This window comes from Cryobacterium sp. Sr3 (assembly GCF_004402835.1).
GTDB lineage: Bacteria > Actinomycetota > Actinomycetes > Actinomycetales > Microbacteriaceae > Cryobacterium > Cryobacterium sandaracinum.
In genome coordinates, this window is the sequence record NZ_SOFA01000041.1 from 91,020 (window position 1) to 106,469 (window position 15,450).

Genomic DNA, 15,450 nt, shown 5'->3' on the forward strand with positions numbered 1-15,450 from the left:
GCTGCTAAAACCCATATGACTACGGATGCTTCAACCGCGCCCTCAGAGTCCACCGTCATCGACGGTGTGCACTACCACCAGTTCGACATCGTCATCGTGGGAGCCGGGGGTGCCGGTATGCGTGCCGCCATCGAAGCCGGCTCCGGCGCCAGCACGGCCGTGATCTCCAAGCTGTACCCGACGCGTTCGCACACGGGTGCGGCGCAGGGCGGGATGGCCGCGGCCCTCGCCAACGTCGAAGAAGACAACTGGGAATGGCACACCTTCGACACGGTCAAGGGTGGCGACTACCTGGTGGACCAGGACGCGGCCGAGATCCTCGCCAAGGAAGCCATCGACGCGGTCATCGACCTCGAGAACATGGGCCTGCCCTTCAACCGAACGCCGGAGGGCAAGATCGACCAGCGCCGGTTCGGCGGCCACACCAGCGACCACGGCAAGGCACCGGTACGGCGGGCCTGCTACGCCGCCGACCGCACCGGCCACATGATCCTGCAGACGCTCTACCAGAACTGCGTCAAACGCGGCATCAACTTCTTCAACGAGTACTACGTGCTCGACCTGGTCATGACACCGGTCGACGGGGTCGACCAGCCCTCGGCCGTCGTCGCCTACGACCTGTCCACCGGCGAACTGCACGTCTTCCAGGCGAAGGCGTTCATCTTCGCCACCGGCGGGTTCGGCAAGATCTACAAGACCACCTCCAACGCGCACACCCTCACGGGCGACGGCGTGGGCATCGTGTGGCGCAAGGGCCTGCCGCTCGAGGACATGGAGTTCTTCCAGTTCCACCCGACCGGACTGGCGGGCCTCGGCATCCTGCTCACCGAGGGCGCGCGCGGAGAGGGCGCCATCCTCCGCAACGCGGCCGGCGAACGGTTCATGGAGCGCTACGCGCCCACCATCAAGGACCTCGCCCCGCGGGACATCATCGCCCGTTGCATGGTCAAGGAGGTCGCGGAAGGCCGCGGTGCCGGTCCCAACAAGGACTACCTGTACCTCGACTGCACCCACCTCGGTGCCGAGGTGCTCGAGACCAAGCTGCCCGACATCACCGAGTTCGCCCGCACCTACCTGGGCGTCGACCCGGTCACCGAACCGGTGCCGGTCATGCCCACCGCGCACTACGCGATGGGCGGCATCCCCACCAACGTGAACGCGGAGGTGCTGCGCAACAACACGACCGTCGTGCCCGGCCTCTACGCGGCCGGCGAATGCGCCTGCGTGTCCGTGCACGGCTCCAACCGCCTCGGCACCAACTCGTTGCTCGACATCAACGTCTTCGGCAAGCGCGCCGGCAACAACGCCGTCGCCTATGTCACGACGGCCGAGTTCACGCCGCTGCCGACCGACCCGGCCCGGGGTGTGCGGGAGCTGCTGGAAGGAATCCGCACCTCGACCGGAACCGAGCGCATCGCCGTGCTCCGCAAGGAGCTGCAGGAGACGATGGACGCCAAGGCGCAGGTGTTCCGCACCGACGAATCGCTCTCCGACGTCACCAACGTGATCCACGGCCTGCGCGAGCGGTACAAGAACATCGGCGTGCAGGATAAGGGCCGCCGGTTCAACACCGACCTTCTCGAGGCCGTCGAACTCGGCTTCCTGCTCGACCTGGCCGAGGTCGTCGTGTACTCCGCACGCAACCGCAAGGAGAGCCGCGGCGGGCACATGCGCGACGACTTCCCCCTGCGCGACGACGCAAACTACCTTGTGCACACCATGGCCTACCTGACCGGAGACCCGCTCTCCGCCGACGCCGCCGACCACATTGCGCTCGACTGGAAGCCGGTCACCATCACGCGCTACCAGCCGATGGAAAGGAAGTACTGAGTTGAGTACCGCAACCGCAACCGCAACCGCAACCGCTACCGCACCGACAACTGCGAGTGCCCCGGTCGTGCCGGAGGAAATCCAGTCCTTCACCGTGACCCTGATCATCCGCCGGTACAACCCGGAGGTCGACGACGAACCGCACTGGGACGACTTCGACGTACAGATGTACCCGACGGACCGCGTGCTCGACGCTCTGCACAAGATCAAGTGGGAGCAGGACGGCTCACTAAGCTTCCGCCGCTCCTGTGCGCATGGCATCTGCGGCTCGGACGCCATGCGCATCAACGGCCGCAACCGCCTGGCCTGCAAGACCCTGATCAAGGACCTCGACATCACCAAGCCGGTATACGTGGAGGCGATCAAGGGCCTGCCGCTGGAGAAGGACCTGATCGTGGACATGGAGCCGTTCTTCGAATCGTTCCGTGCCGTGCAGCCGTTCCTGGTGGCGAACAACGCCCCCACCGATGGCAAGGAGCGCATCCAGACCGTCGCCCAGCGCGAACGCTTCGATGACACGACGAAGTGCATCCTCTGCGCCGCGTGCACGTCGAGCTGCCCGGTGTTCTGGACCGACGGACAGTACTTCGGTCCGGCCGCGATCGTCAACGCGCACCGCTTCATCTTCGACTCGCGCGACGACAACGCCGCCGTGCGCCTCGATATCCTGAACGACAAGGAAGGCGTGTGGCGCTGCCGCACGACCTTCAACTGCACCGAGGCGTGCCCCCGCGGGATCCAGGTCACGCAGGCCATCTCCGAGGTCAAGCAGGCCATGCTGCGCGGCATGGTGTAGCCGGTCCGAACCCTGGGGCCGGTCTTGTCACGACGTTTCGTCGTGGCGAGACCGGCCTTTCGCTTTCTCCGCTGCCCGGCTGCCGCTTAGGCTGAGCGGGTGAACACTCCCACGGCGATCGACCGGATCAAGACCCTCATCGCGCGGGTCATGCGCTCGCGCCCGGTGCGGGTCTTCACCCGGTTCGGTGAAAGCGGCGGCGGCATCCTGGCCGGCGGCATGTCCTACCAGGCCATCTTCGCGACGTTCGCGGCCCTCTGGCTGACCTTCTCCATCGCGGGACTGTGGATCACGTCCAATCCCGACCTCGAGCTGACGCTCTACTCCTTCATCAACCAGTCCGTGCCCGGGCTGATCGGCGAGGAAGGCGTGATTGACCCAAGCGTCCTCGCCGACGCCAGGGTCCTCGGCTGGTCCGGCGTCATCGCACTGGTCGGTCTGCTCGCGACCGTGCTCGGCTGGCTCTCGACAACGGCGCAGGCGGTGCGCACAATCTTCCGGATGCCGCCCGACAAGACCTTCATCCTCCTCGTCAAGCTGCGGGAGCTGGGCCTCGGAGTGCTGTTCGCGGTCGTGCTCGTGGTGTCGGCGTTGATCTCGATCGCGAGCACCGAGGCGCTCGGGGCCCTGTTCGGGCTTTTCGGGGTGTCCCGGGATTCGTTCTGGTTCAACGGCGCCGCCCGAGCGGTCGGCCTGCTCCTCGTGCTCCTGATCGACACGATCACCCTCGCCGCACTGTTCCGGGTGCTGTCGCGGGTGCGGATCCCCGTCCGCCAGCTCATCACCGGCTCCATTCTAGGCGCGGTGGGCCTCGGTGTCCTCAAGGTCCTCGGCAGCACGCTGCTCGCCGGCGCCGGCCGCAACCCGCTGCTCGCCGCATTCGCGGTGATCATCGGACTCCTGATCTGGTTCAACCTGACCAGCACCCTGACACTGCTCGCCGCATCCTGGATCGCCGTCGGCATGGACGACGCCGGGTTCTCACCGCGACGGATCAGCGCGGACGAGGTTGCCTCCGAGAAGCGCCGGCAGGAGGAGGAGGCGTTCCGCGTGGTGGTGCAGGCCGAGCTTCGGGAGGCCCGCCTCGCGCACGACACCGCGGCCTGGCCCCAGCGGCTGCTCACCGCGCGTCGCCTGCGCGCCGCCGAGAAGCGAGCCGCTGAGCTGACGAACGACGGCCCCAAGGCCTGAGCCAAAGTAGAATTGGGGAATGCCTTCCGCCTCGACTGCCGCTTCCACCCCGGCCGCGTCCGACCCTGCTTCCTCCGCCGCCTCCGCCGACTCCGCTGTGTCCGCGGCTTTCGCCGGCGAGCGCCTGCGGATCGCGAGCGTGAACGTGAACGGCGTGCGCGCCGCCTTCCGCAAGGGAATGGGCGACTGGCTGTCCGAACGCGACGTGGACATCCTCGCCCTTCAGGAGGTGCGTGCCTCGACCGAGGACCTCGAGGGTCTGCTCGGGCCGGGGTGGAGCATCCTGCACGACGCCGCCACCGCGAAGGGCCGGGCCGGGGTGGCCCTGGCCAGCCGATCGACCGCGGCCATCCACCGGGTCGAGCTCGGTGCCGCCGAATTCGACAGCGCCGGCCGCTGGCTCGAAGCCGACTACGAGGTCAACGGCAAATTGATCACCGTCGTGAGCACCTATGTGCACTCCGGCGAGGTGGGTACCCCGAAGCAGGTCGAGAAGTACAGGTTCCTCGACGCCATGCTCGAACGACTGCCCGAGCTCGCCGCGCACAGCGACCGGGCCGTCGTGCTCGGTGACCTGAACGTCGGGCACCGCACGCTCGACATCAAGAATTGGCGCGGAAACGTGAAGCGCGCCGGGTTCCTGCCCGAGGAGCGCGCCTACTTCGACCGCATCGTCGGCGCCGAAGACGCCCCGGACTACAACGCCGGGGCCGGACTCGGCTGGATCGACGTGGGGCGCCGGTGGTCCGGCGAAGTGGACGGGCCGTTCACCTGGTGGTCGTGGCGCGGCCAGGCGTTCGACAACGACACCGGCTGGAGGATCGACTACCAGCTGGCCACATCGGCGCTCGCGGCATCCGTCACCGGCTACGTCGTCGACCGCGCGGCCGCCTACGACCAGCGCTGGTCCGACCACACCCCCGTGGTCGTCGACTACACCATCTGACTTCCCCTTCAACTCGCGCCTTCGGCCCGGCCGGCGGCCACACGCTACGAAAAGATCTGATCCCATGACCAAGCCCCGCCTCTACTCGGGCATGCAGCCGAGCGCCGATTCCCTGCAGATCGGCAATTACATCGGCGCCCTCCTGAACTGGAAGGCGCTGCAGCAGACCCACGACGCGTACTTCTCCATCGTCGACCTGCACGCCCTGACCGTGGCGCAGGACCCGGTGAAGCTGCGGGAGAACACCCGCCGCACCGCCGCCCAATACATCGCGAGCGGCATCGACCCGTCGGCGTCGACACTGTACGTGCAGTCGCATGTCGCCGCGCACGCCCAGCTGGCCTGGGTGCTGAACACGATCACCGGTTTCGGCGAGGCCAGCCGGATGACCCAGTTCAAGGACAAATCCGCCCGGCAGGGATCGGACGCGACCACCGTGGGACTGTTCGCCTACCCAATGCTGATGGCCGCGGACATTCTGCTGTACGACACCGAGATCGTGCCGGTCGGCGAGGACCAGCGTCAGCACGTCGAACTGACCCGCGACCTCGCGGCGCGCTTCAACGCCCGGTTCGGGCAGACATTCACAGTGCCGGAGGTCGCCATCGTCACGGAGACCGCCAAGATCTACGACCTGCAGAACCCGACGTCGAAGATGTCGAAGTCGGCCGAGTCGCACGCGGGCGTGATCTGGCTGCTCGACGAGCCGGCAGTGACGAATAAGAAGATCATGCGCGCGGTCACAGATGCCGAGGGCGGCGTGGTCTTCGACCGCGAGAACAAGCCGGGCGTGGCCAACCTGCTGACGATCTACTCGGTGCTCGCGGAACGCTCGGTGGGTTCGATCGAGGACGAGTACGCCGGCCGCGGCTACGGCGACCTGAAGAAGGGTCTCGCCGAGGTGGTCACGGGCACGTTCGGGCCGATCCGGGCGCGCGTTCTCGAGCTGCTCGACGACCCGGCCGAACTCGACCGACTCCTCGCCCTCAACGCGGACCGGGCGGCGACGGTGGCCAACGAGACGCTGGCGCGCGCCTACGACCGCGTCGGCCTGCTACCGCGGCGCTAGGGCGGTGGTGGCGATTGTGGTGAGCTCGCTACTGATGGGGCGGGGCCGGCCCCTCGTCGTCATGTTCGTCATGGTCGTCGACGTCGTCGTTGACGTCGTCGTTGACGTCGTCGTTGACGTCGTCGTCGGGTAGCGGATGTCCGCGCCCGCGCCCGCGGTCGTTCTGTTCGACCTCGATGACACCCTGTTCGCCCATCGCGGTGCCGCGGCCGACGGCATCCGCGCCTACCTCGGCTCTCTGGGCGGCACCTTCACCGACGCCGACCCCGGCGCGGCGCTGGCGCTCTGGGACGACCTGGAAGAGCGGCATTACCACGCCTACCTCGCCGGCAGTCTGGACTTCGCCGGGCAGCGCCGGGAGCGGGCCCGCGACTTCGCGGCGGCGCACGGCGTGACCCTGACCGGGCCGGCTGCGACGAGCTGGTTCGACGCGTATTTTCTACACTATCGGGCGAGCTGGCGCCTCCACACCGATGCGCTCCCCTGCCTCGACGCGCTGGCCGTCGCCTTTCCGGGCGTGCGGATCGGGCTGATCACCAACGGTGAGTCGACGCCTCAGGGGCACAAACTGGCGGACACCGGGCTCGACGTGCGGTTGGAGCACGTAATCGCATCCGGCAGCCTGGGCTTCGCCAAGCCGGATCCTCGCATCTTCCGGCATGCCTGCATGGTGTTCGGGTCGGAGTCGGAGCAGACCGTCTACGTGGGCGACCGGCTGCGAACGGACGCGATCGGAGCCGCCGCGGCGGGGCTGACCGGAGTCTGGCTGGACCGGACCGCGGCCGGGGCTGGGGGTGGTGCTGGAGGTAGTGGTGCCGGGGCCGGGGCGGATGCGGCCGAGGCCGCCCGGCTGGGCATCATCCGGATCACCAGCCTCGCCGCGCTGCCCGGGGCCCTCGCGGCCCGCAGCCTCGCCCCACTGACCGCCGGCCCCCGCTGACGGCTGGCCTCCGCCCCGCTGACGGCTGCCCCCCCTGACGGTGCCGCCCCCTGACGGTGCCGCTGGGGTCCCCCTGGCCTGCCCCGGTGTGGCCAACTCAGGACATCCGTCGCATTCGTTTCTATTTGACCAGGAAACACGCGGGTCTGATACTGCGATTCGGCAGATTTCCTGAGTTAGCCACACGAGGGTGGGTCTCGACCGCAAGGAGGTCGGGTCCGCGGGCGGGCCGCCCCGCTGCGCGCGCCGCCCGGCCACGCTGACGGCAACGCCGGGCTCGAAGCAGGCACGGCTCCTGCCTGCGTGGCCAACTCAGGACATCCGTAATATGCGTTCCTCTTCGCCCCGGAAACACGCGGGTCTGATACTGCGATTCGGCAGATCTCCTGAGTTAGCCACATGGGGGTGGGTCTCAACCGCATGACCGGCAGGTTGGGCGTCCGCCGAGCCGGACCCGGCAGCCCCGCGGGAGCGGATGTCGGCTTGCCGCGAACCGACTAGACGATGGAGGTGCGGGAGCGGATGTCGGCTTGCCGGGAACCGACTAGACGATGAAGGTGCGGTAGTGACTGGTCGACGCCAGAAGGCCGGTGATCGCGGCGATGACGCGCTCCGGGTGGTGGATGATGTCCCGGTAGAGAACCCGCAGAGTCAGGTACCCCCGCATGGCGAGGTCGCAGTCGCGGGTGCGGTCGCGCGCGTGCGCCTCCCAGCCGTCGTGGAACTGCCGACTGTCGGCCTCGACCGCTATGCGCCCCTCGACGATCATATCGACGCGACCGACGCCCCCGATCTCGACCTGGATCTCGACGTCGAAGCCGGCTCCCGTGATCACGAGGCGGAGCACGGTCTCCTGGCCCGATTCGCTGCGACAGTCGATGAGCGGGCGCAGGGACTGCAACTCCGCGGGCAGGGCTGCGAAGATCTGGGCCACGGTCTGCTCCGCGAGCAGTCTCTTGTACAAGGCATTATCGAGTGACGCGATCGCGAATCTCGGTTCCTGGCACCGGAAAACCTGGACCAGCGCATCGGCCAGCCCGATACGGAACTCGGTGCCGCCGCAGGGGTCGAGCAGCTGACCCCAGTGGAGTTCCACACCGTCTCGGTTGTGAGCGTTGAGCTGCTGAAATCGATCGTGCGGCGCCCGCAACCGGGAAGCGGTGGGGTCGACATGGATGTGCGCGAAGGTGCTGTCCAGGGCGAAGATCCCGGTATTCGCAACCGCGGAGACGCAGGCGAGTCGCCCACCCAGCCGCACCGCTTCGAGGATGTGCGAATCCGTATCGGGAAGCGCATAGTGCCCTCGACGCGCCCTCACCAGATATCCACTCTCCACGGCCGCCCTCAGCACCCGCCAATTGGCGCCGGCGGCGTTCAGCGCCCCGGTTTCGGCGATCTGCACATTGTGGACGCGGAAGTACTCTGCCCAAGTCATGTCGACAGTGTGGACAGCGCGGGCCCCGTCTGCCGCGTCGGCTGCCCACCTGTGGCCTGCTCCGGTCAGCCTGTGCTGTGGAGGATCCGAGGTGTCGCCGCCGACCCGTGGCTAATTCAGGAGAAACGGCTGTGAAGCGAGGGACAAACTACACCAGTCCGGCATCCGTTGGCGCCGCCGGGGTAGATCTCCTGAGTTAGCCACACACCACCCACGGGAGCTGCCCTCCGGGAAGCGCCACGAAGGAACTGTCCGACGGGGCACGGATGCCGGCCGGCGCAAGGGGAAGACGGGGACGGGCACGGGCACGGGGAACTGGCCACGGGGAACGGGGCACGGGGAACGGATGCCGAAACCCGGCGGCCAGGGGCGGCCGCCGGGTCTCGGTGGGGTGCGTCGTACGCGCGCAGGGACGCGGGGGGAAAAAGGGGGCGCGGGCTAGATCACGTCGGCGTCGACCCAGTCCAGGGACTTGGTGACGGCCTTCTTCCAGTTGCGCAGCAGACGGTCGCGCTCGGCGATGTCCAGGCTCGGCTCCCAGCGGGCGTCCTCCTGCCAGTTGGACCGCAGCTCACCGAGGTTGTTCCAGAAACCGACCGCCAGGCCGGCCGCGTAGGCGGCACCCAGGGCGGTCGTCTCCGCCACCACCGGGCGCACGACAGACACGCCGAGGATGTCGGCCTGGAACTGCATCAGCAGGTCGTTGGCCGAGGCCCCGCCGTCGACCTTGAGCTCGGTCAACGGAACACCAGCGTCGGCGTTGACCGCGTCCAGCACCTCGCGGGTCTGGTACGCGATCGCCTCGAGGGCGGCGCGGGCGATGTGGCCCTTGTTCACGTAGCTGGTGAGGCCGACCAGGGCACCACGGGCATCCGCACGCCAGTACGGCGCGAACAGGCCGGAGAAGGCGGGCACGAAGTAGGCGCCGCCGTTGTCCTCGACCGACAGGGCGAGTGCCTCGATCTCCTCCGCAGAGTTAATGATGCCCAGGTTGTCCCGCAGCCACTGCACGAGCGAGCCGGTGACCGCGATCGAGCCCTCCAGGGCGTAGTGCGGTTCGGCGTCGCCGAGCTTGTAGCCGACCGTGGTGAGCAGACCGTTCTTGGAGTGGATGATTTCGGTGCCCGTATTGAAGATCAGGAAGTTACCGGTGCCATAAGTGTTCTTCGCCTCACCCTGGTCGAAGGCAGCCTGCCCGAACGTCGCGGCCTGCTGGTCACCCAGGATGCTCGCAATCGGGGTTTCGCGCAGCAGGCTGTGGCCGCTGGCGATGCCGTAGACCTCGGAGGAGGAACGGATCTCGGGCAGCATCGACTTGGGCACGTCGAACGCCGCGAGGATCTCGTCGTCCCACTGCAGGGTTTTCAGGTCCATGAACATGGTGCGGCTGGCGTTGGTGACGTCGGTTGCGTGCACACCGTCCTCGAGGCCGCCGGTCAGGTTCCAGAGAATCCAGGTGTCGGTCGTGCCGAACATGAGGTCGCCGGCCTCAGCCTTCTCTCGCGCCCCTTCGACGTTCTCGAGGATCCAGACGATTTTGGTGCCGGAGAAGTAAGTCGCCAGCGGCAGGCCGACCTGGGCCTTGAAACGATCGACACCGCCGTCGGCGGCGAGTCGGTCGACGATGGGCTGGGTGCGGGTGTCTTGCCAGACAATGGCGTTGTAGACGGGGATACCGGTGTGACGGTCCCAGACGACGGCGGTCTCGCGCTGGTTCGTGATGCCCACGGCCGCGATGTCGTGGCGGGTCAGGTTGGCCTTGGCCAGAGCCTGACCGATGACCTCACGGGTGTTGCTCCAGATCTCCAACGGGTCGTGTTCGACCCAGCCTGCCCGGGGAAAGATCTGTTCGTGTTCGAGCTGACCGGTCGAAATGATCGACCCGGCCTTGTCGAAAATGATCGCACGGGAACTGGTGGTTCCCTGGTCGATTGCGATGACGTACTGTGCCATTTTTAACTCCTTTGTCAATGCTGGGTACACGGGTATTCAGGAATGGAAAAAGAAGAAGCGAGCGGCGCCTACGCGAGGATCGGCAGGAGGAACGCGGAGGTCCAGCCGGCCAGCAGGCCACCGATGACGGGACCGACGACGGGCACCCACGAGTAGGCCCAGTCGGAGGAACGCTTGCCCTTGATCGGCAACAGGAAATGCGCGATGCGCGGGCCGAGGTCACGGGCGGGGTTGATCGCGTAGCCGGTCGGTCCACCCAGCGAGGTGCCAATCACGATCACGAGCAGGGCAACCGGAAGGGCGCCAAGGGCGGCCAGGCCGCCGCTCTCGCCCTGGCGCCCGCCGCCGAACGCGATGACGACGAAGACGAGCACGAAGGTGCCGATGATCTCGGTAATGAGGTTCCAGCCGTAGGAACGGATGGCCGGACCGGTCGCGAACACGCCGAGCTTGTTGGCCGGCTCCGGTTCCTGGTCGAAGTGCTGCTTGTAGGCGAGCCAGACGACGGTGGCACCCAGGATGGCACCAATCAACTGAGCCCCGATGTACGCCGCCACGGACACAGCGTTGACCGGAACCCCCGAGCCGAACTCGGTGGCCCCGGACGACACGAGTCCCAAGGTGACGGCGGGGTTCAAGTGAGCGCCCGAGTTATAGGAGACGATCACGCCGGCGTACACCGCGAGGCCCCAGCCGATGGTGACCATCAGGAATCCGCCGCCGAAGCCCTTGTTCTTGGTCAGGGCGACGTTGGCGACCACCCCGCAGCCCAGCAGGATCAGGAGAGCGGTTCCCACCACTTCCGAGAGGAATACGATACCGAGATTGTCCACGTTGACATCCTTTTAGATTATTGAAATGAAGAAAGCGAAGGAAACGGATAGTAGAAAACCTAGCGACTCGAGACCGCCGGTGGTCCTGACCTTTCTGCACGTTTGTGCAGATCAGCCTTCAAGTCTGCGGGTACGGAGCCGGGCCGGAGGGCAGGCTGCGGGCAGGCGACCGCAGCGCCCGCCCGCCCGCAGGGCAGTCCCGAGCAGTCCCTAGACGGCCGGCACGGCCGGCGTTTCCGCCGGGGCCAGGTGCACGCCGTACATGTCGCGCAGTGTATTCACCGCGGTGTCGACCTCATGCGCGCTCCGGGCGGCGTCCCAGCCGAGGACTGGTGCGAGCACGCCGGCCAGCTCGGTGAGCAGCGGCAGAGTCACTTCGCCGCGGAAAGCGATGCTGGTGCGGCGCAGCAGCAGGTCCATCAGGTGCATGACCGATTCCGCCCGGGCGATGAGCTCGATTTCGCGCCGGGTGTAGCCGGGGTGCTGCATGAGCGGCGCGTCCGGTTCGGCGGTGAGCCAGGTGATCACCTCGGTGGCGCGCGTGCCGTACCGGGTCAGCAGCACATCGGCACGCTCGGCGCCGACCTTGTCGCCGTTGGCGGCAACCCAGACCCCGCGTGCGGCATCCGTCGCCGGGAAGTCTCGACCGCCACCGATGGGCAGGCCGACCGTCGAGACGGTGCGCGGCAGGCCGAGCAGGGTCAGGATGTCGCCGCTCAGGTGTTCGGCCAGGGCGCGGAAGGTCGTCCACTTGCCGCCGACCAGGCTCAGCAGGGTGCCGGGCCGGGCGCCGAGCGGGCGCGATTCGATGCGGTAGTCGCGCGAGACGAAACCGGGCGCCTCGTCGTCGTGGCGGGGCAGCGGGCGCACGCCGGCGAACCGGAACACTATCTGCGACCGGTCGACGGCCACCTTTGGGAAAACGTGGTTGACGAGTTCGAAGAAGTAGTCAACCTCGACTTCGGTGCAGCGCGCCGGCTGAGTCATGTCGTGCTCGAGGTCGGTCGTGCCGACGAGAACGCGGCCCGCGAGCGGGAAGATCAGCACGATGCGGCCGTCTTTGTGCTCGAAAAAGATCTCGCGACCGCCGGTCGCGGCGAGCAGTTCGGGGTTGTCGAGCACGACGTGCGACCCCTTGGTGCCGCCCATATAGGTGCTGGCCTGGCCGAGGGCCGTGTTCGTGAGGTCGGTCCACGGTCCGGACGTGTTGACCACGATGTCGGCCTCGAAGCTGAATTCGGCGCCGGAGACCGTGTTGCGCAGGCGCACACCCGCAGCATCCATGCCGACGGCCTCGATGTAGTTGGCGCTCCGGGCGTGGGTGCCGGCGGCCAGGCCGTCGGCCAGCACGTCGAGGGCGAGGCGCTCCGGGTCGTGCATGGAGGCGTCGTAGTAGGTGGCCGTGTACTTGAGGCCCGGGTTGATCTGCGGCAGCACTTCGAGCGACGCCTTCTTGCCGAGGAATTCATGCCGGGGCACATTGCCGCCGTCGCGGGAGAAGGAATCGTAGAGCATCATGCCGATCTTGATCAGTAGAGCTCCGCGCTCCTGGGCCGCACCCTGTTTGTGGGTGAGGAACCGCATCGGCGCCGACATCACTCCGGAAAAGGTGGAGTAGATCGGGATGGTCGTCTTGAGCGGCTTGACGTAATGGGGGGCGATCTTGAGAAGGCTGTTGCGCTCCTCCACAGACTCCTTGACCAAGCGGAATTCGCCGTTCTCGAGGTAGCGCACACCGCCGTGGATCATGTGCGAGGAGGCCGAGGATGCGCCGGAAACGTAGTCGCCCTTGTCGACGATGGCGACGTCCACGCCCTGCAGGGCCAGATCGCGGAAGGTCGCGATGCCGTTGATGCCGGCTCCGATGATGAGAACTTGAGCGCGGGGGCGGTCCTGGATGGCGGCCTGGGCGGCGGCACCACTGGACTGTGACGGTGCGGAAGATGACTGATCGGGTGTGGACAGCACTGTTCGCTCACTTCTCTGTGGGTGGAGGGGAATTGCTTCTACCCTGCTAGGTTCGACACAAACGGTCAAGAGGTTTGAACATACGTGCAAGGAGTTAAAATGGCCCATCCAGACGATCCGTCCCTGTCGGACCGAACCAGTGACGCGCTCACGGCGGCCCACCTGTATTACATGCAGGACCTGACCATGGAGGCCATCGCGCGGGAACTGCACACCTCCCGCTCCTCGGTGTCCCGTCTGCTCAGCCAGGCCAGAACCAGCGGGTTGGTCGACATCCAGATCCGGTCCCCGCTCGACGCGACGAGCCGGGTGGAGAAGCTCATCCTGAACCGCTTCCAGGTCACCGCGCACGTCGTGCCGGTGCCCGACCACGCCAGCGACGTCGATCGGTTGGAGCGCGTGGCCCTCTCGGTTGCACGGATTCTCGGCGAGTTCTTCGACTCGAACATGATTATGGGCATCGCCTGGGGCTCCACGATGAATGCGGTCAGCCGCCACGTGACCCCTAAACGCACTCACAACGCACAGATCGTGCAGCTGAACGGCGCCGGCAACACACGCAGCACCGGCCTCGACTACGCCAACGAGATCCTGCAGCGGTTCAGCAACGCGTTCGGCGCCCGCCTGGAACAGTTCCCGGTTCCCACCTTCTTCGACGACCCGGCCACACGCACGGCGTACTGGCGGGAGCGCGGCTTGCGCCGGCTGTTGGAAATGCAGAGGAACATGGACGTCGCGCTCTTCAGCGTGGGTTCGCCCTTCTCCAACGTCCCCAGCCACGTCTACGTCGGAGGCTACCTGGACGACGACGAGCTCACCGCTCTTAGCGACGCCGGGGTCGTCGGCGACGTCGCGACAGTCTTCTACCGCGCGGACGGCTCGACCGATGGCATCCCGCTCAATGATCGCGGCACCGGCCCGGAACTGTCGGTGCTGCGCCGCACCCCCCGGCGCATCTGCGTCGTCTCGGGCCAGTCCAAGGTGGACAGTCTCCGCGGCGCGCTGGCCGCGAACCTGATCACCGACCTGTTCATCGACGAGAGCAGCGCCCGGGCACTGTGCGAGTGAGCAGACGGAGGCCCGCCGGCGGCCACTGAAGGTTCGTGGCGACCGGCGGGCCGACGGATCAATGCTTCTGCACGTACTTGACGGGAGCGGGCAGGCCGCGCGCCGCGCGCACGGACCGCGAGAGCCCCTCGATCGACTTGAGGGCGTCGAGAACGTCGTCTGCAGTGACCACGAACGGCATGTTGTGAATCGTCTCACCCGGCAGGGTTGACGCCGTGGCGATGGCCCTCAGCTCCTTCTCGTCGTCCAGGCTGAGACCGATCTCGGTCAGCGTGGTGGGCAATCCGACGAGAGTGGTGAACTCGATGAAGTCTTCCACCTCGGTCCGTGGCGCGCCCTCGAGGACCAGCTGGGTCAGCGAGCCGATGTTCACCTTCTGACCGTGGGTGAGACCGTGGGTCTGCGGGGCCGCGGTCAGGCCGTTGTGGATGGCGTGGGCGGCGGCCAGACCGCCCGACTCGAAACCGAGTCCGGACAGAAGCGTGTTCGCCTCCACCAGCTTCTCGAGAGCAGGTGTGACCAGGTTGTCACGCACGGCATCGAGGGCCGGAAGGGCGTTCTCCCAGATGACGTCCCACGACAACTTGGCCAGCGCGGTGCCGGTCTGGGTCGGCAGCCCCCCGGCCATCGTGGTCGCATGGGCAGCCGCCGTGGCCCGGGCTTCGAGCCAGGTCGCCAGCGCGTCGCCGACTCCGGCGATGAGGAACTCGACCGGCGCGTTGGCCACGATCTGGGTGTCGATCAGCACGAGGTCGGGGTTGCGCGGGAAGAAACGGTATTCGACAAACTCGCCCTCCTCCGTGTAGATCACCGAGAGCGCGGAGGTGGGAGCGTCGGTCGACGCCACGGTGGGCACGCTGACCCAACGAATTCCAGCCAGGAAGCCGGCGGCCTTAGCCGAGTCGATCGTGCTTCCGCCGCCCAAGCCGATGATCACGTCGGCCGTGGTTACGCGGATCTTCTCGACCAGCGCGTCGACCGCGGACGCAGTCGCAAAGCGGTCGAATTCGACCCGTTCGACGCGGAGGCCGGCAGCAGCGAAGCTCGCCGAGACCTGCTGCCCTGCGAAACCCCACACGACGTCATCAGCGACGATCAGGGGGGCGGAGCCGATCTGGGATACGAATTCGCCGAGGCGATCGATCGCTCCCTTGCCTTGGACGTAACGTCCGGGGCTCATGACTGTGCGGATTGAAGTGGTCATCGTGGAACTTCTTCCTGGTCGAACTGCGTCTACATCTTTGTGGGACGGTGGCGGTGAACCGGTCTTCCGGGGCACAGATTTCACATTACGCCCGCCGATTCGACCGACATCGGCTGCCCTGCAGCGGGCGACCGTGCGAGCGCACCCTCCGAGCGGTTTCCGGCACATCCGCCCAGTCTGATGTCACGGCTCAGAGATCGGATCTGACGCACAAACA

12 protein-coding genes are annotated in these 15,450 nt (G+C 67.0%); 7 read left to right on the forward strand and 5 right to left on the reverse strand.

Translation table 11 applies throughout. The features are described 5' to 3' along the window. Window positions 1-15 precede the first annotated feature (15 nt). The 6 genes from sdhA (at window position 16) to E3N94_RS13565 (ending at window position 6,772) form a co-directional block, all read left to right on the forward strand. A complete protein-coding gene (sdhA, locus tag E3N94_RS13540; RefSeq protein ID WP_104100348.1) occupies window positions 16-1,830 on the forward strand; it encodes a succinate dehydrogenase flavoprotein subunit in 1,815 nt (604 codons plus the stop codon). A 67-nt stretch (window positions 1,831-1,897) separates the two neighbouring features. After that, the gene (locus E3N94_RS13545) at window positions 1,898-2,626 is read left to right on the forward strand and encodes a succinate dehydrogenase iron-sulfur subunit (protein ID WP_134342696.1); all 729 of its coding nucleotides are present in this window, start codon (window positions 1,898-1,900) and stop codon (window positions 2,624-2,626) included. A gap of 99 nt (window positions 2,627-2,725) precedes the next feature. Then, window positions 2,726-3,817: a YihY/virulence factor BrkB family protein gene (locus tag E3N94_RS13550; RefSeq protein ID WP_134342670.1), complete on the forward strand. Its 1,092-nt coding sequence runs from the start codon at window positions 2,726-2,728 to the stop codon at window positions 3,815-3,817. 19 nt (window positions 3,818-3,836) lie between these two features. Beyond that, complete coding sequence (locus E3N94_RS13555) at window positions 3,837-4,763, forward strand: exodeoxyribonuclease III (protein ID WP_134342671.1); 927 nt, start codon at window positions 3,837-3,839, stop codon at window positions 4,761-4,763. A 64-nt stretch (window positions 4,764-4,827) separates the two neighbouring features. Further along, window positions 4,828-5,832, forward strand: a complete 1,005-nt coding sequence (gene trpS / locus E3N94_RS13560) for a tryptophan--tRNA ligase (protein WP_134342672.1) — start codon at window positions 4,828-4,830, stop codon at window positions 5,830-5,832. 136 nt (window positions 5,833-5,968) lie between these two features. After that, a complete protein-coding gene (locus tag E3N94_RS13565) occupies window positions 5,969-6,772 on the forward strand; it encodes an HAD family hydrolase (protein ID WP_134342673.1) in 804 nt (267 codons plus the stop codon). Window positions 6,773-7,316: 544 nt separating this feature from the next. On the opposite strand, the gene E3N94_RS13570 is transcribed toward E3N94_RS13565, so the two are convergent. From E3N94_RS13570 to E3N94_RS13585, 4 genes are all read right to left on the reverse strand, one after another. Further along, window positions 7,317-8,207 (reverse strand): hypothetical protein, encoded by an 891-nt coding sequence (locus tag E3N94_RS13570; RefSeq protein ID WP_134342674.1) that lies wholly within the window; start codon window positions 8,205-8,207, stop codon window positions 7,317-7,319. Window positions 8,208-8,645: 438 nt separating this feature from the next. Further along, window positions 8,646-10,160, reverse strand: coding sequence for a glycerol kinase GlpK (glpK, locus tag E3N94_RS13575; protein WP_104100354.1), 1,515 nt, complete (start codon window positions 10,158-10,160; stop codon window positions 8,646-8,648). A gap of 68 nt (window positions 10,161-10,228) precedes the next feature. Continuing rightward, on the reverse strand, window positions 10,229-10,993 hold the full coding sequence (locus tag E3N94_RS13580; protein ID WP_134401231.1) for an MIP/aquaporin family protein: 765 nt from the start codon (window positions 10,991-10,993) through the stop codon (window positions 10,229-10,231). Between the two features lie 210 nt (window positions 10,994-11,203). Then, window positions 11,204-12,892 carry a glycerol-3-phosphate dehydrogenase/oxidase gene (locus E3N94_RS13585; protein ID WP_241977369.1) on the reverse strand — a complete coding sequence of 563 codons (1,689 nt, stop codon included), beginning with the start codon at window positions 12,890-12,892 and terminating at the stop codon, window positions 11,204-11,206. Between the two features lie 168 nt (window positions 12,893-13,060). Between E3N94_RS13585 and E3N94_RS13590 the strand changes: the two genes are divergently transcribed. Beyond that, entirely contained in the window at window positions 13,061-14,029 is a 969-nt protein-coding gene (locus tag E3N94_RS13590; RefSeq protein ID WP_104100381.1) for a sugar-binding domain-containing protein, read from the forward strand. Between the two features lie 58 nt (window positions 14,030-14,087). On the opposite strand, the gene E3N94_RS13595 is transcribed toward E3N94_RS13590, so the two are convergent. Further along, entirely contained in the window at window positions 14,088-15,233 is a 1,146-nt protein-coding gene (locus E3N94_RS13595) for a glycerol dehydrogenase (RefSeq protein WP_104100357.1), read from the reverse strand. Window positions 15,234-15,450: the final 217 nt, after the last annotated feature.